The organism is Streptomyces sp. NPDC048671 (assembly GCF_055587045.1).
On the sequence record NZ_JBVJHB010000028.1, the window covers coordinates 66420 to 81810 of the forward strand.

The following is a 15391-nucleotide window of genomic DNA, read 5'->3' on the forward strand; positions in this document are numbered from 1 at the left end:
GGTAACCGAGCATGCGCGGACGACGACATCCGCGACGAGGCCCGTATGAACGAGGCAGAGATCGGCGAGCGCCTGGACCGCACCAATGAACTGCTCCAGCGCGTGCTCGCCGAGGTGTCGAAGACCCCCTCGACCCACGCGATCTTCGTGGACGCGGGTTATGTGTACGCCGCGGCAGGACTCCTCGTCACCGGCACCGAGGACCGGCGCTCCTTCGACCTCGACTCGGAGGGGCTGATCGAGGCCTTCATCGACAAGGCCCGCACGATCTTCGCGGACAGCAGACTCCTGCGCGTGTACTGGTACGACGGGGCCAGGCGCCGGATCCACACCGTCGAGCAGCAGTCCATCGCGGAACTGCCCGACGTCAAGGTCAGACTCGGCAACCTCAACGCCAACAACCAGCAGAAGGGCGTCGATTCACTCATCCGCACCGACCTCGAATCCCTCGCCCGCCACCGCGCCATCAGTGACGCCGCACTCGTCGGCGGCGACGAGGACCTGGTCTCGGCCGTCGAGGCCGCACAGGGGTACGGGGCCCGCGTCCACCTGTGGGGCATCGAGGCCGGAGAGGGCCGCAACCAGGCCGAACCGCTGCTCTGGGAGGTCGACAGCCAGCGCACCTTCGACCTCGACTTCTGCCGCCCCTATGTGACCAGACGACCCGTCACCACCTACGAGGACGACTCCCCGGCACCCTCGCGCGACGACGTCCGCTTCGTCGGTACGCAGATCGCCGCGACCTGGCTCTCCGCCCGCGGCCGCGACTCCCTGGCCGATCTGCTCCCCGGACACCCGTATCTGCCGGGCTCCGTCGACCAGGACCTGCTGGTCGAGGCCGAACGCCTGCTCCAGCACTCGCTGCGCGGCCACGCCCATCTGCGGCGGGCGCTGCGCGACGGCTTCTGGCAGCACCTTCAGTCGCAGTACTGACCCTGCCGCCGCCGCCGCGGGGCGCCGGCGCCGCCTACAGGCTGTCCCAGAAGGAGACCAGCGCGGCCGCCGTCGGCTCCGGCCGGTCCGTGTTGGGGGAGTGCTCGGCGCCCTCGACCCGGGTCCGGTGGGCGCCCAGCCGGTTTGCCATCCCGTCGAGCAGGGGCACCGGCCAGGCGTCGTCGCGCTCGCCGGAGATCACATGGACCGGCAGCCCGGTGGCGGCGACCTCGGCCACCCGGTCGGGTTCGGTGGCCAGCCGGCGGCCGGTGGCGATCAGCTGGGCGGGCGTGTGGCGCATCCAGCGCCGCCGCAGGTCCTCGCCGCCCCTCTCGGCCTCCGCGGGCGGGTCGAAGGCGCGCATGGCCTCCCAGACCCGGTCCATGCTCATGGTCGCGAGCGCGTCACCCAGGATCTTCAGCCTGACCTGCTGGGCCTCGACGACCGCGGCCGGCCCGGAGGACATCAGGGTCAGCGACCGGAACGGTGCCGGATCGAGGATTGCCGCGGCGCGTGCGATCAGCCCGCCGAGCGAGTGCCCGAGCAGGTGGACAGCGCCGTCACCGAGACCGAGCGCGGCCGTCTGCGCGAGTGCGTCACGCGCCAACTCGTCCTGCGCGTAGTCCTCTTGACGGTCCGTCCCGGCGGTCTCGTACTGCCCGCGCCCGTCGACGGCGACGGCACGGTAGCCGGCGTCGGCGAGCGGTTCCAGCAGCGCGATGAAGTCCTCCTTGCTGCCGGTGAAGCCGGGCAGCAGGAGAGCGGTGCCGCGTCCGGCGGTACGCGGGGAGGCGTCCAGTACGGCGAAGTCCCCGCGCGAGGTGCGCAGCGTACGGGCACGGGCGCAAGGGGGCGGGGTGAAGGTGGGTGGCCGGCTCATGGGACGAGGTTACGACCTGTCCGGCGGCGCATGACCGTCTCCCTCTGCCGTGAAACGCCTGACGGGCCCGAGGGAATCCCTCGGGCCCGTCAGGCACTCGACGCCGGCCGGCCGGGGCGTGGCCCCGCCGCTGCCGGCGCCGGGCTCAGCTCTCGGTCTTGGCGACTGCCGCTCGCGGCGCCCGCCGCCTGCGCGGCTTGGCCTCGCCCTCGGCGACCGCGGCTTCCGCCACGGCCTCCGTCTTCGGCTTCGCGGCCGTACGGGTGCGACGACGCGGCCTGGTGTCCGTCTCGGGCTCGGCGATCGGCGCGATCTGGAAGTCGACCTCGTCCTCGGCCGGCTTGATCACCCGGGCGCGGCGGCGCGGCTTGGTCACCGTCTTCGCCTCGGGAGCGGGCTCGGCCACGGGGGCGGTCTGGAAGTCGACCTCCTCCGTCACCGGCTTCACGACCCGGGCGCGGCTGCGGCGCGGCTTCGCCGCGGTCACCGCCTCGGCCTCCACCTCGACCGCCACATCGGCCTTGACCGCCTTGGCGGCCCTGGTCCTGGTCTTCACCGCGGGCTCGGTGTCGATGACGACGACCGGGGCCTGCGCCACGTCCACCGCGGCCTCGGCCGCGACATCCGGGGCACCGACGCGGCCGCGCCGGCGCCGGCGCGGCGTACGCGGCTCCGAGGGGCCGTCGGCGGCCTCAGGGGCCTCGACGGCCTCCGCGGCCGGTGCGGGCACCGTGGCGGCGGCCTCTTCGGCGGCGGAGCCGCCCCGGGTGCGACGACGCTGACGCGGGGTGCGCGGGGGGCGCTCCTCGCGGACGGCGGGCGCCGCGGCGGGGGCGGACTTGCGGCCGCGGCCGCCCGTCTCGCCGAGGTCCTCGATCTCCTCGGCCCGCAGACCGGCGCGGGTGCGCTCGGTACGCGGCAGGACACCCTTGGTGCCGGCCGGGATGTCCAGCTCCTCGTACAGGTGCGGGGAGGTGGAGTACGTCTCGGGCGGGTCCGGGAACTTCAGGTCCAGCGCCTTGTTGATCAGCTGCCAGCGCGGGATGTCGTCCCAGTCGACCAGCGTGATCGCGATGCCCTTGGCACCCGCGCGGCCGGTCCGGCCGATCCGGTGCAGGTAGGTCTTCTCGTCCTCGGGCGACTGGTAGTTGATGACGTGGGTGACACCCTCGACATCGATACCGCGGGCCGCGACGTCCGTGCAGACGAGAACGTCCACCTTGCCGTTGCGGAAGGCGCGCAGCGCCTGCTCGCGGGCGCCCTGGCCGAGGTCGCCGTGGACCGCGCCGGAGGCGAAACCGCGCTTCTCCAGCTGCTCGGCGATGTCGGCCGCGGTCCGCTTGGTGCGGCAGAAGATCATCGCGAGTCCGCGGCCGTTGGCCTGGAGGATGCGCGAGACCATCTCGGGCTTGTCCATCGAGTGGGCGCGGTAGACGTACTGCGCCGTGTTCTTGACGGTCGTGCCCTCGTCGTCGGGCGAGGTGGCGTTGATGTGGGTCGGCTGCGACATGTAGCGACGCGCCAGACTGATGACCGCACCCGGCATGGTCGCCGAGAACAGCATGGTCTGCCGCTTGGCCGGCAGCATCGTGATGATGCGCTCGACGTCGGGCAGGAAGCCCAGGTCGAGCATCTCGTCGGCCTCGTCGAGGACGAGGACACGGATGTGCGAGAGGTCGAGCTTGCGCTGGCCCGCCAGGTCCAGGAGCCGGCCCGGGGTGCCGACGACCACGTCGACGCCCTTCTTGAGGGCCTCCACCTGGGGCTCGTACGCCCGGCCGCCGTAGATCGCGAGAACGCGGACGTTACGGACCTTGCCGGCGGTCAGCAGGTCGTTGGTGACCTGCTGGCAGAGCTCGCGGGTGGGGACGACGATCAGTGCCTGCGGCGCGTCGGTCAGCTTCTCGGGCGCGGCCCGGCCGGCCTCGACGTCCGCGAGGACGGTGACGCGCTCCAGCAGCGGCAGGCCGAAACCGAGCGTCTTGCCGGTGCCCGTCTTGGCCTGTCCGATGACATCGGAGCCGGAGAGCGCTACGGGGAGCGTCATCTCCTGGATGGGGAAGGGGGACATGATGCCGACGGACTCAAGGGCCTCGGCCGTCTCGGGAAGAATCCCGAGGTCTCGGAACGTAGTCAGGGTATTGCCTCTTCTGTGAAACGCGGTCCGAGGCGAACGAAGGGGGTCGTACCGTGCCGGGGTTGGTCATCCGGCCGTGGATGGGCCGGGTGGCGCGGGACCACTGCCGTCGCTCGAGCGCTCGTACCGCTGAGGGGGCCCCTCATCTGCGGTCGTACGTGCTGTACGCCTCGCGTGGAGGGCTGTCGGGTCGGAGCCGATCGGGCCACCGACCGGGCATCCTCATTCAATTTCGCGCCACGAGCAGTTGCAAAATGCTCAGTAAGCGCAATACCACTGTACCCCGGATTTGCGCATCTGTGTTGGGCGAATTCATCGGAACGGTATGAGGGCACTCGGCGGCCGGACCGTTCCGCCCCTCGGCGGGCGGGCTATTCTGCGCTTCATGGAGACGCCTGACAACGCCACGGAAACCGCCTCATCCACCAGAATCGCCGACCAGGACTGGGCCACCGCGTCCACGGAGCCGCAGTACCGGGCCGCTGTCGTGGACCTGCTGGGAGCACTCGCCTACGGGGAACTGGCGGCCTTCGAGAGGCTCGCCGAGGACGCGAAACTCGCGCCGACGCTGGGTGACAAGGCGGCGCTGGCGAGGATGGCGTCCGCGGAATTCCATCACTTCGAGCGGCTGACCGACCGGCTGACGGCGATCGAGGTGGAGCCGACCGGCGCGATGGAGCCGTTCGCCAAGGCGCTCGACGACTTCCACCGCCAGACCGCACCGTCGGACTGGCTGGAAGGCCTGGTCAAGGCCTATGTCGGTGACTCGATCGCCAGTGACTTCTACCGTGAGGTCGCGGCCCGGCTCGACTCGGACACCCGCTCCCTGGTGCTCGCCGTGCTCGACGACACGGGCCACGGCAACTTCGCCGTCGAGAAGGTGCGCGCCGCGATCGAGGCGGACCCCAGGCTCGGCGGCCGGCTCGCGCTGTGGGCGCGCCGGCTGATGGGCGAGGCGCTCTCGCAGGCGCAGCGGGTGGTGGCCGACCGCGACGCGCTGTCGACCATGCTGGTGGGCGGGGTGGGCGGCGGATTCGATCTGGCCGAGGTCGGCCGGATGTTCTCGCGGATCACCGAGGCGCACACCAAGCGGATGGCCACCCTGGGGCTTGCGGCGTAGGCCGGCCCCCGCGGGGCCGGGGTGGCGGCGTCAGGCCGCCGCCGACCGGCTCAGACGGCCGCTGCGCGGCCGGATGAGCAGGGACACCGTCACCGCGGAGATGAGCACCGCGCCGATCAGCGTCGCCGCCGCGTGGCCCGCGCCCAGCACCGAGTGCATCAGATACAGGCCGAAAAGGGCTCCCAGCGCTCCGGTGCCGAAGACGGCCCGGGGGGACGGGAGGCGGGGCGACAGGGAGCGCAGGGCCGCCCAGGAGAGGGCGAGTCCGAGCACGACGGAGCCCAGGGTTTCCAAGATCACAGACGATCACCTCGCAGGTACGGGGCGGTCAGTTCGGTCGTAGGCGGTACTACCCTCGGGCCGCGGAACGCAATCCTTCCGCGCACAGGCTTCGCTCAGCCGTCCCACAGGAACGGCCGCGGTGCGGGCGGGCCGGCCCGCGGCTCGTACCCCGGGCACGACGGAAAGCGGCCCGGCGGGGAATCCCCGCCGGGCCGCTTCCACGGTCACTGTGTCCGTGCGCGCCGCTACAGCGCGCCGAACCCCACCCGTCGTGCGCTGGGCTCGCCGATCTCCACGTAGGCGATCCGGTCGGCCGGCACCAGGACCTTGCGGCCCTTCTCGTCCGTGAGGCTGAGCAGCTGCGCCTTGCCGGCGAGAGCCTCGGAAACCGCGCTCTCGACCTCTTCGGCGGAAAGCCCGCTCTCCAGAACGATCTCCCGGGGCGTGTGCTGCACCCCGATCTTGACCTCCACGGCTATGTCCCTCCGACGGTCAGTCCCTGCGCGGTGAACCGCGCCGTACGCAGCACACATTAGCCCGCTGAGGGGACCGGCCACGGATCCGCGGGCAACGCCCGCAGCGAACACGGGCGCCGGCCGCCCCGCTCAGTGCTGATCGATGCCGTGCAGCGGGAAGCCCGCGATGCCCCGCCAGGCCAGCGAGGTGAGCAGCTGCACCGCCGTGTCGCGCGGGATGGCGGACCGGCTGGAGAGCCAGTAGCGGGCGACCACCTGGGACACCCCGCCCAGGCCGACCGCGAGCAGCATGGACTCGTCCTTGGACAGGCCCGTGTCACCGGCGATCACGTCGGAGATCGCCTCGGCGCACTGCAGCGAGACCCGGTCGACCCGCTCGCGCACGGCGGGCTCGTTGGTCAGGTCCGACTCGAAGACCAGCCGGAAGGCACCGCCCTCGTCCTCGACGTACGCGAAGTAGGCGTCCATCGTCGCGGCCACGCGCAGCTTGTTGTCGGTCGTCGACGCGAGCGCCGTGCGCACCGACTGGAGCAGCGACTCGCAGTGCTGGTCGAGCAGGGCCAGGTAGAGCTCCAGCTTGCCCGGGAAGTGCTGGTAGAGCACCGGCTTGCTGACCCCGGCCCGCTCCGCGATGTCGTCCATCGCGGCTGAGTGGTAGCCCTGTGCGACGAAGACCTCCTGGGCGGCGCCCAGGAGCTGATTGCGCCGGGCGCGACGCGGCAGGCGAGTGCCCCGCGGGCGCGCCGCCTCGGTCTGCTCGATGGCTGTCACGCCGCCTCCCAAAATTGTGATCCGACACAGCCGTTCCGTACTCGCTGCGCCATACCGCCATCGTACTTTCGGGTAACCCGGGTATGCGCGGCGCGGACGCAGAATTTCACGGACCGGACGGCTGCGGTAGCCACAGATTCTCTGAACCTGTGCCGTAGAGCGGGACGTATCAGCGGTAATCGTCCTCGTCGTGGGGGACGACGCGGGTCTGTTCCGCCGCGTCCGCCTCGTTCGCGCGGTTCCGGTCGAGCTCCGTCAGCGGATCGTCGCTCTCGGGGCGCAACTCCGCCTGCTGCTCGGCGGCGTCCGCCTCGGGTGTCTCCTGGTCGGGTTCGTCCGGCTGGACGTCCTCGAAGGTCTCCGGATCACCGGGGTCGACCGTCATGGTGGCTCCCTTCCTTGCTCCGAGCCTAGGAGCAAGGTCACGATGCCGCGACGCGGTGTGTGACGGCGAACACATGAATCGCGGTGTGATCGTCTCGTAACATTGCCGCATGTCTTCGACCGAGCTGCCGGGAGTCCGTGCCGCCGCCGCAGCGGTGGCCCCCACGGTGGGCGCCGTCAGGGTGGTGGAGGGCGAGAGACTCCGCTCCGTCACGCTGGCCGGACTCACGCTGTCCGTCCGTTCACGGCCGCCGGAGCGGAAGGGCCTGGCGCCCGCCCTCTATGTGCACGGGCTCGGCGGCTCCTCGCAGAACTGGTCGGCGCTGATGCCGCTCCTCCAGGACGTGCTGGACGGCGAGGCCGTCGATCTGCCCGGCTTCGGGGACTCCCCGCCGCCGGACGACGGGAACTACTCCGTCACCGGCCACGCCCGCGCGGTGATCCGCTTCCTGGACGCGGGGGAGCGCGGGCCCGTACACCTGTTCGGCAACTCCCTGGGCGGCGCGGTGGCGACCAGGGTCGCGGCGGTCCGCCCCGATCTGGTGCGCACGCTCACCCTGATCTCGCCCGCGCTCCCCGAGATCCGGGTGCAGTGGTCGGCCGCGCCGACCGCACTGCTCGCCGTTCCGGGGCTCGTATCCCTGTTCTCCCGGATGACCCGCGACTGGAGCGCGGAAGAACGCACCCGCGGAGTCATGGCACTCTGTTACGGCGATCCGGCACGCGTCTCCGAGACGGGCTTCCGTGCGGCGGTGGCCGAAATGGAGCGACGGCTGGAACTGCCGTACTTCTGGGACGCCATGGCGCGCTCGGCACGTGGCATCGTCGACGCGTACACACTGGGCGGCCAGCACGGACTGTGGCGTCAGGCCGAGCGTGTGCTCGCACCGACCCAACTCGTGTACGGCGGACGGGACCGGCTCGTCTCGTACCGGATGGCACGCAGGGCGTCCGCGGCCTTCCGTGACTCGCGGCTGCTGACACTGCCCGACGCCGGGCACGTGGCGATGATGGAGTACCCGGAGGCGGTCGCCCAGGCGTTCCGGGAACTGCTCGACGAATACGGCGGGAGCTGATCCGGGGCGTGGGACGACACAGTCGAAAAGGCGCTGCGCCCAAGGCGCCCGAGGCCGGGCCCGCCCCGGCGGACGCGGGCGTGGGCGCCGGGCGCGAGGGCGCCAGGCCCGCACCCGGCAGCGGCCGGCGCAGACGGCCGGGCGAGGTGCCGCCGGGCACCGACGGCCACACCCCGTTCCAGGGCGCGCCCCAGGTGCGCGGCGGCCACCCCGAACAGCGTGAACCCGGTGGCGGCTGGGGCACCGGGCCGACGGAGCCGCCCGGCGGACCCGGCCGTACCGGCGTCCAGGCGTCGGCGCCCCCGCAGGCACCGCGGAACGCGCGGGGGACCGGCACCAAGCCGCTGATACCGGGACCGCGAAAGGAGTTCGTCGAGGCCTTCGACGCCCCGGCAGGACGGCCGGCTCGCGGCCCGGCACCGGAGCCGGCCGCCCCCACCGATCCGTACGGCTCCGTCGGCGACGGGGACGATCGGCCGCCGGCCGGCGGCGACGGCGCGCCCAAGGACTCCAGGGGCGGCAGGGGCCGCACCTTCACCGGTATCGCGGCCGCCGCGGTGACCACCGTGCTCGCGGTGGTCGTGGCGGGCCAGGTCGCCCACGACAGCGGCCGCCGCACCGGCGGTGCCGCCCAGGCCGCGGGCGTCGACCGGAACGGCGCCGACGACACCTCCCGCTCGGACAGCAGGAAGACCCCCGCCCCCAAGGCGGCGGCCGAGCCCCTTTCGTACGAGCAGAAAATGGCCAAGGCCTATCCGCTGGCGCCGAAGCTCATGGGTTCGGGGAAATTCGAGGTCGTACCCGGCACGGCGAAGGCTCCGGGCAAGGGGCACAGGTACCGCTACCGGATCGATGTCGAGAAGGGGCTCGGGCTCGACTCCGCCCTCTTTGCCGAGGCGGTCCAGAAAACCCTTAATGATGAACGCAGTTGGGCACACGACGGCGAGATGACCTTCGAACGGATTTCCACCGGCGATCCGGATTTCGTGATCACGCTGGCCAGTCCGGGAACCACCGGCGTCTGGTGCGAGAAGTCGGGGCTGGACACGACGCAGGACAACGTCTCCTGCGACTCCGCCGCCACCGAGCGCGTGATGATCAACGCCTACCGCTGGGCCCAGGGGTCGTCCACCTTCGGCCCGGACAAGCTCTACTCCTACCGCCAGATGCTGATCAACCACGAGGTGGGCCACCGGCTGGGGCACAACCATGTGAGCTGCGGCACGCCGGGCAAGCTCGCTCCGGTGATGCAGCAGCAGACCAAGTCACTGAATATCAACGGCATCAAGTGTCTGGCCAACGCCTGGGTGTATCCGACCGGTTGAGGCCGGCCCGCGTCCGCGCGAGCGGCCGGGGGCCGGCGGCCGGGGCCCGGCGTCCCGGCCCGTGGGGACGGCTCAGCGGGACATCTGTCCGAATGGCGAGACCGTCGTCTCACATCGCGTTGACATCGGGCAGGCCGTCGGCCCATATTTCTCGGCATGTCACGCAGCCCCGTCACCTCCGATCGCGCCGCCATTGAGCTGGCGCTCATCGGTGTGACCGGGCACAGCGTCGCCGACATCGACTGTTGCTGACGCCTGCCCGAGTGCGCGTTGGCCCCCTCCTCCGAGCCTGATGGCCCGGACGGATCCTCCACGGCTGCCGCACCGGGCGTACTCCGTCCGCAGGCGCGGCAGTTCCAGTGTTCCGGTCCCTGTACCGACCGGTCGTGTGCACATGCCTCCCGTCGCCGCCTGCGCGGATTCGCTTCTGTTTCCCTCATTCAGGCAGTTCTCCGAGAGGTCACCTTCCGATGCGTCAACCGTCCGTCATATCGCGCCGCGCAGCAGCGGCCGCCGCAGTACTCGTCGTGGCCGCGGGCGCCGCGGCCTGCGGGCCCGAGGGCAGCAGCAAGGGCGGCGACGGCAGCTCCGGCGCGGCGGGCGCGCCCCGGAAGGGCGGCACGCTCACCGTCCTCAACAGCGCCCCGCAGGAGGACTTCGACCCCGCCCGGCTCTACACCTCCGGCGGCGGCAACGTCCCCTCGCTCGTCTTCCGTACGCTCACCACCCGCAACCGGGAGGACGGCGCGGCCGGCTCGAAGGTCGTCCCCGACCTGGCGACCGACCTGGGCACGCCCAGCAAGAACGCCACCGTCTGGACGTACACGCTCAAGGACAACCTCAAGTACGAGGACGGCAGCGCGATCACGAGCGCCGACATCAAGTACGGCATCGAGCGCTCCTTCGCCGCCGAACTGTCCGGCGGCGCGCCCTACCTGCGCGACTGGCTGATCGGCGGGGCCGGCTACCAGGGCCCGTACAAGGACAAGAAGGGCCTCGACTCGATCGAGACGCCCGACGCGAAGACGATCGTCTTCCACCTCAACAAGCCCGAGGGCGAGTTCCCCTTCCTGGCCACCCAGACCCAGACCACTCCCGTACCGAAGGCCAAGGACACCGGCACCAAGTACGAGGAGCACCCGCTCTCCTCCGGCCCGTACAAGGTCGTCAAGAACGAGGGCGACGGCGAGCGCCTCACCCTGGAGCGCAACACCTACTGGTCGGCCGCCACCGACGAGGAGCGCAAGGCCTACCCCGACCGGATCGACGTCCGCTCCGGGCTCGACTCCGCCGTCATCAACCAGCGGCTGTCCGCCTCGCAGGGCGCCGACGCCGCCGCAGTCACCACCGACACCAACCTCGGCCCGGCCGAGCTCGCCAAGGTCAGCGGCGACAAGAAGCTCGCGGCCCGGGTCGGCACCGGCCACTTCGGCTACACCAACTACATCGCCTTCAACCCGAAGGTGAAGCCGTTCGACGACCCGAAGGTGCGCCAGGCGATCTCGTACGCCGTCGACCGCAGCTCCGTCGTCAACGCCGCGGGCGGCTCCTCGCTCGCCGAGCCCGCCACCACCTTCCTGCCCGACCAGGGCTCGTTCGGCTACACGCCGTACGACGCCTTCCCGGCCGGGAAGACCGGCAACGCGGCCAAGGCGAAGGAGCTGCTGAAGGAGGCCGGTTACCCCGAGGGGCTGACCGTCACCCTGACGCACAACAACGAGAAGAACTTCGCGACAAGCCCGGAGATCGCCACCGCGCTCCAAGAGGCGCTGAAGAAGGCCGGGATCACCGTCAAGCTCCGGGGCCTGGAGTCCAACGCCTACTCGGACACCATCTACAACGTGAAGACCGAGCCCGGCTTCTTCCTCGGCGGCTGGGGCGCCGACTGGCCCTCCGGCGGACCCTTCTTCGCCCCGGTCTTCGACGGACGCCAGATCGTCAGGGCCGGCTACAACTTCAACTCCGCCCAGCTCGACGACCCCGCCGTCAACAAGGAGATCGACGAGATCAACAAGCTGACCGACCTGGGCGCCGCCGCCGAGCGCTGGGGCGCGCTCGACAAGAAGGTCGGCGAGCAGGCACTCACCGTGCCGCTGTTCCACCCGGTCTACAAGCGCCTTTACGGCGAGTCCGTCAAGAACATCGTGATCAGCGACTGGACCGGCGTGCTCGACATCTCGCAGGTCGCGGTCAAGTAGCGATGACCGAAGCACTGCTGGTCAAGGAGGCGGGGGCCGTCGCGGCCCCCGCCTCCGGGGCCCATCCGTTCTGGCGCCGGCTGCGCACCCGGCGCTCGGCCCTCGTCGCCGCCGTCGTCGTCGCCCTGCTGGTCCTGACCGCGCTCGCCGCACCGCTGCTCGCGGGCATCGAGGGCCAGAACCCCACCACGTACCACCCGGACCTCGTCGACTCCGCCACCGGCGGGGTGCCGCTCGGCTCCTTCGGCGGGATCAGCGCCGAGCACTGGCTCGGCGTCGAACCGCTCACCGGGCGCGACCTCTTCGCCCGCGTCGTGTACGGCGCCCGGGTCTCGCTCGGCGTCGCGCTCGGCGCGACCCTGCTCCAGGTCGTCATCGGCGTCCTCACCGGCCTCGCGGCCGGTCTCGGCAACCGCTTCGTCGACCAGGTGTTCAGCCGGATCACCGATGTCATGGTCGCCCTGCCGGTCATGGTGGCCGCCCTCGGCGCGCTCGCCGTCGTCCCGGCCGGATTCCCGCGCCCGGTGCTGATCGCGCTGCTCGTCGGCCTGGTCGGCTGGACCCACATCTCGAAGATCGTGCGCGCCAAGACGCTCGCGCTGAAATCGCTCGACCACGTCGCGGCCGCCCGGCTCAGCGGCTGGGGGTCCTGGCAGATCGCCCGGCGCGAGCTGCTGCCCGCGCTGGCGGCGCCCGTCATCACGTACGCCGTCCTGCTCTTCCCCGCCAACATCGTCGTCGAGGCCGCCCTGTCGTTCCTCGGCGTCGGCATCAAGCCGCCCACACCGTCCTGGGGACAGATGCTCAGCGACGCCGACACCTGGTACCAGGCCGCGCCCACCTATCTCCTGATCCCGGCCGGGCTGCTCTTCGTCACCGTGCTGGCCCTCACCGTCCTCGGCGAGGGCGTGCGCACCGCGCTCGACCCGCGCGCCGCCTCCCGGCTGCGGATCGGCACCGGCGCCAGGAAGGAGGCCGGAGCATGACGTGGTTCCTCCTGCGGCGCCTCGGCGGGGCGCTCTTCGTCCTGCTCGCCCTCAGTCTCGTCGTCTACGCCGCGTTCTACGTGGCACCGGGCAACGTCGCACAGATCGCGTGCGGCCCGCGCTGCTCGCCCGCGCAGGTCGCCCAGGTCAGCGAACAACTGCGGCTCGACGACCCGGTGTACGTGCAGTACGCGCACTTCCTCCAGAGCCTGGTCGCCGGCCGCGACTACTCCACCGGAACCGGAGTGGTGCACTGCCAGGCCCCCTGCCTCGGACTCTCGTACCAGAGCGGTCAGCAGGTCACCCAGCTGATCGTCGCCAAGCTGCCGGCCACCGCCTCGCTCGCCGTCGGCGCCTTCGTGCTGTGGATGGTGCTCGGGGTCGGCACCGGAGTGCTCTCGGTGTGGCGGCGCGGCCGCGCCACCGAGCGCGTCCTCACCGGGATCACCCTGGCCGGCATGGCCACACCGGTCTTCGTGATCGGCCTGCTGCTCATCATCATCTGCGTCACGGCGCTCCGGATCCTGCCGTTCCCGGACTACGTCCCCTTCACCGAGGACCCGGAGCAGTGGGCCTGGAACCTGCTGCTGCCCTGGATCTCCCTGGCCCTCGTCTCCGCGGCCCCGTACGCCCGGATGACCCGGGCCTCGATGCTGGAGACGCTCGCCGAGGACCATGTGCGCACCTTCAGGGCGTACGGGGTCAGCGAGCGGGTGATCGTCGCACGGCACGCGCTGCGCGGTGCGCTCGCGCCGGTGATCGCGCTCGGCGCACTGGACATCGGCTCGATGTTCGGCGGCGCCGTGCTCACCGAGTCCCTCTTCGGGATTCCGGGCGTCGGCCGCGAACTCGTCGCGGCCGTACGGAACGTGGACCTCCCGGTCGTCGTCGGTCTGGTGCTCGTCACCGGGTTCTTCGTCGTCCTCGCCAATGCCGTCGCGGACATCCTCCAGGCGATGGCCGACCGACGGGTGGTGCTGTCATGAGTCTCGTCGAGGTCACCGATCTCTCGATCTCGTTCGGCGACGTGCACGCGGTGCGCGGACTGTCGTTCTCGCTGGAGGCGGGCGGCGCGCTCGGCGTCGTCGGTGAGTCCGGCTCCGGCAAGAGCGCCTCCGCGTACGCCCTGCTCGGACTGCACCGGGGGACCGGCGCCAGGGTCGGCGGCTCGATCCGGGTCGCCGGTGTGGACGTCCACACCGCCGGCGACGCCGAACTGCGCGGGCTGCGCGGGGCGAAGGCCGCGATGGTCTTCCAGGACCCGCTGTCCTCGCTCGACCCGTACTACGCGGTCGGTGACCAGATCGCCCAGGTGTACCGCGTCCACAACCGGGTCTCCCGGCGGGCGGCGCGGACCAGGGCCGTCGAGGTGCTGGACCGGGTCGGCATCCCGGACGCGGTACGCCGCTCCCGCTCCCGGCCGCACGAGTTCTCCGGCGGGATGCGGCAACGGGCGCTGATCGCGATGGCGCTGGCCTGCGAGCCGGAGCTGCTGATCGCGGACGAGCCGACGACCGCGCTCGACGTCACCGTCCAGGCCCAGATCCTGGACCTGCTGCACGATCTGCGCCGCGAGACGGGCATGGGGCTGCTGCTGGTCACCCATGACGTGGGCGTGGCGGCGGAGTCCGTGGACGACGTGCTGGTGATGCGGTCCGGCCTCGCGGTGGAACGGGGGCCGGTGGCCCGGGTCCTCGGCGCCCCGCGCGAGCCCTACACCAAGGCGCTGCTGTCGGCGGTGCCGCGCATCGCTCCGGAGCGGGGCGGCCCGGACAGCCCGGCCGGGCGGGCGGTCCTCGACAAGCCGGAGATCCTCGACCAGGCAGAGGCTCTCGACCAGGCAGAGGTGCTCGTCGAGGCCGACGGTGTTCGGCAGGTGTTCGGCCGGGGGAAGTCCGCCCTGGCCGCCGTCGACGGGGTCTCCCTCACCGTCCGACACGGCGAGACGCTCGGCATCGTCGGGGAGAGCGGCAGCGGCAAGACCACCCTCGGGCGGATGCTCGTCGGCCTGCTGGAGCCCACCTCCGGCCGGCTCACCCGGGTCGACCGGGTGCAGATGGTCTTCCAGGACCCGGTCTCCTCGCTCAACCCGCGCCGCTCCGTGGGCGAGTCCGTCGCGGACCCGCTGAGGGCGCGCGGGCAGCGTGACGAGGGCGCGATCAGGGCGCGCGTCCGGGACCTGCTGGAGCGCGTCGGGCTCGACCCGGAGCAGTACGACCGCTATCCGCACGAGTTCAGCGGCGGACAGCGCCAACGCGTCGGGATCGCGCGGGCGCTGGCCGCCGAACCGAGGCTGATCGTCTGCGACGAGGCGGTCTCCGCCCTCGACGTGACGACCCAGGCCCAGGTGACCGCGCTGCTGGCCGGGCTCCAGCGGGAACTGGGACTCGCGCTGGTCTTCATCGCGCACGATCTCGCGGTCGTACGCCAGGTCAGCGACCAGGTGGCCGTCATGCGCCACGGCCGGATCGTCGAGGAGGGCCCGGTGGAGCAGGTGTACGGAGAGCCCCGTGACCCGTACACCAAGCAGCTCCTGGCGGCCGTGCCGGCGCTCGATCCGGCGCTCGCGGCGGTCCGCCGCGCGGCCCGCGCGGAGTCGGCCGCCGCCTGACCGTACGTGATCGAGGGCCTGACCGTATGTGATCGACCGCCTCTATAGCGCGACGGAACGCCATGGGGGCGGGAAAGTTACGACGGTTCACCCCTTTCGGTGGTGGGGGGGGGCACCCCCCCGCCCCCCCCCCCCCGATAACCAGAACGTGGGGCCCCCGGCGGTGGCCCCCACCACCCGGGGCGCCCCCCACCGACGTCCGGGGGGGTGGG

15 protein-coding genes are annotated in these 15391 nt (G+C 71.7%); 9 read left to right on the top strand and 6 right to left on the bottom strand.

The annotated features are described in order from the left end of the window. Window positions 1-45 precede the first annotated feature (45 nt). Window positions 46-933, top strand: coding sequence for an NYN domain-containing protein (locus ACZ6S6_RS36430; protein WP_073736584.1), 888 nt, complete (start codon window positions 46-48; stop codon window positions 931-933). A 34-nt stretch (window positions 934-967) separates the two neighbouring features. Here the strand turns inward: ACZ6S6_RS36430 and ACZ6S6_RS36435 are convergent, their stop codons facing one another. Further along, window positions 968-1813 (bottom strand): alpha/beta fold hydrolase, encoded by an 846-nt coding sequence (locus ACZ6S6_RS36435; protein ID WP_362957508.1) that lies wholly within the window; start codon window positions 1811-1813, stop codon window positions 968-970. Window positions 1814-1958: 145 nt separating this feature from the next. After that, window positions 1959-3884: a DEAD/DEAH box helicase gene (locus ACZ6S6_RS36440; protein ID WP_469709329.1), complete on the bottom strand. Its 1926-nt coding sequence runs from the start codon at window positions 3882-3884 to the stop codon at window positions 1959-1961. 451 nt (window positions 3885-4335) lie between these two features. On the opposite strand from ACZ6S6_RS36440, the gene ACZ6S6_RS36445 reads away from it, so the two are divergent. Continuing rightward, entirely contained in the window at window positions 4336-5070 is a 735-nt protein-coding gene (locus ACZ6S6_RS36445) for a ferritin-like fold-containing protein (protein WP_362957502.1), read from the top strand. Between the two features lie 30 nt (window positions 5071-5100). On the opposite strand, the gene ACZ6S6_RS36450 is transcribed toward ACZ6S6_RS36445, so the two are convergent. The 4 genes from ACZ6S6_RS36450 to ACZ6S6_RS36465 form a co-directional block, all read right to left on the bottom strand. After that, on the bottom strand, window positions 5101-5370 hold the full coding sequence (locus tag ACZ6S6_RS36450; protein ID WP_362957499.1) for a hypothetical protein: 270 nt from the start codon (window positions 5368-5370) through the stop codon (window positions 5101-5103). A 227-nt stretch (window positions 5371-5597) separates the two neighbouring features. Next, the gene (locus tag ACZ6S6_RS36455; protein ID WP_362957497.1) at window positions 5598-5825 is read right to left on the bottom strand and encodes a DUF3107 domain-containing protein; all 228 of its coding nucleotides are present in this window, start codon (window positions 5823-5825) and stop codon (window positions 5598-5600) included. A gap of 132 nt (window positions 5826-5957) precedes the next feature. Next, on the bottom strand, window positions 5958-6599 hold the full coding sequence (locus tag ACZ6S6_RS36460) for a TetR/AcrR family transcriptional regulator (protein ID WP_123523710.1): 642 nt from the start codon (window positions 6597-6599) through the stop codon (window positions 5958-5960). 169 nt (window positions 6600-6768) lie between these two features. Beyond that, window positions 6769-6984: a hypothetical protein gene (locus ACZ6S6_RS36465; RefSeq protein WP_362957494.1), complete on the bottom strand. Its 216-nt coding sequence runs from the start codon at window positions 6982-6984 to the stop codon at window positions 6769-6771. Between the two features lie 109 nt (window positions 6985-7093). Between ACZ6S6_RS36465 and ACZ6S6_RS36470 the strand changes: the two genes are divergently transcribed. The 7 genes from ACZ6S6_RS36470 (at window position 7094) to ACZ6S6_RS36500 (ending at window position 15179) form a co-directional block, all read left to right on the top strand. Next, entirely contained in the window at window positions 7094-8059 is a 966-nt protein-coding gene (locus ACZ6S6_RS36470) for an alpha/beta fold hydrolase (protein WP_362957491.1), read from the top strand. Between the two features lie 8 nt (window positions 8060-8067). Beyond that, complete coding sequence (locus ACZ6S6_RS36475) at window positions 8068-9384, top strand: DUF3152 domain-containing protein (protein WP_362957488.1); 1317 nt, start codon at window positions 8068-8070, stop codon at window positions 9382-9384. A 156-nt stretch (window positions 9385-9540) separates the two neighbouring features. After that, window positions 9541-9636, top strand: a complete 96-nt coding sequence (locus tag ACZ6S6_RS36480; protein ID WP_362957486.1) for an Ms4533A family Cys-rich leader peptide — start codon at window positions 9541-9543, stop codon at window positions 9634-9636. A 218-nt stretch (window positions 9637-9854) separates the two neighbouring features. Further along, on the top strand, window positions 9855-11582 hold the full coding sequence (locus ACZ6S6_RS36485; RefSeq protein WP_469709333.1) for an ABC transporter substrate-binding protein: 1728 nt from the start codon (window positions 9855-9857) through the stop codon (window positions 11580-11582). A 2-nt stretch (window positions 11583-11584) separates the two neighbouring features. After that, window positions 11585-12568, top strand: a complete 984-nt coding sequence (locus tag ACZ6S6_RS36490) for an ABC transporter permease (RefSeq protein ID WP_362957480.1) — start codon at window positions 11585-11587, stop codon at window positions 12566-12568. Continuing rightward, window positions 12565-13554 (top strand): ABC transporter permease, encoded by a 990-nt coding sequence (locus ACZ6S6_RS36495; RefSeq protein WP_469709335.1) that lies wholly within the window; start codon window positions 12565-12567, stop codon window positions 13552-13554. Before ACZ6S6_RS36490 ends, ACZ6S6_RS36495 begins: the two co-directional genes overlap by 4 nt. Further along, a complete protein-coding gene (locus ACZ6S6_RS36500; RefSeq protein ID WP_469709337.1) occupies window positions 13551-15179 on the top strand; it encodes a dipeptide ABC transporter ATP-binding protein in 1629 nt (542 codons plus the stop codon). Before ACZ6S6_RS36495 ends, ACZ6S6_RS36500 begins: the two co-directional genes overlap by 4 nt. Window positions 15180-15391: the final 212 nt, after the last annotated feature.

Excerpts from the sequence above, each read along its gene's own strand:
- ACZ6S6_RS36495 (WP_469709335.1), top strand. The coding sequence starts at position 12,565 with ATGACGTGGTTCCTCCTGCGGCGCCTCGGCGGGGCGCTCTTCGTCCTG.
- ACZ6S6_RS36490 (WP_362957480.1), top strand. The coding sequence starts at position 11,585 with ATGACCGAAGCACTGCTGGTCAAGGAGGCGGGGGCCGTCGCGGCCCCC.
- ACZ6S6_RS36465 (WP_362957494.1), bottom strand. The coding sequence starts at position 6,984 with ATGACGGTCGACCCCGGTGATCCGGAGACCTTCGAGGACGTCCAGCCG.
- ACZ6S6_RS36470 (WP_362957491.1), top strand. The coding sequence starts at position 7,094 with ATGTCTTCGACCGAGCTGCCGGGAGTCCGTGCCGCCGCCGCAGCGGTG.
- ACZ6S6_RS36430 (WP_073736584.1), top strand. The coding sequence starts at position 46 with ATGAACGAGGCAGAGATCGGCGAGCGCCTGGACCGCACCAATGAACTG.
- ACZ6S6_RS36500 (WP_469709337.1), top strand. The coding sequence starts at position 13,551 with ATGAGTCTCGTCGAGGTCACCGATCTCTCGATCTCGTTCGGCGACGTG.
- ACZ6S6_RS36435 (WP_362957508.1), bottom strand. The coding sequence starts at position 1,813 with ATGAGCCGGCCACCCACCTTCACCCCGCCCCCTTGCGCCCGTGCCCGT.
- ACZ6S6_RS36485 (WP_469709333.1), top strand. The coding sequence starts at position 9,855 with ATGCGTCAACCGTCCGTCATATCGCGCCGCGCAGCAGCGGCCGCCGCA.
- ACZ6S6_RS36445 (WP_362957502.1), top strand. The coding sequence starts at position 4,336 with ATGGAGACGCCTGACAACGCCACGGAAACCGCCTCATCCACCAGAATC.
- ACZ6S6_RS36440 (WP_469709329.1), bottom strand. The coding sequence starts at position 3,884 with ATGTCCCCCTTCCCCATCCAGGAGATGACGCTCCCCGTAGCGCTCTCC.
- ACZ6S6_RS36480 (WP_362957486.1), top strand. The coding sequence starts at position 9,541 with ATGTCACGCAGCCCCGTCACCTCCGATCGCGCCGCCATTGAGCTGGCG.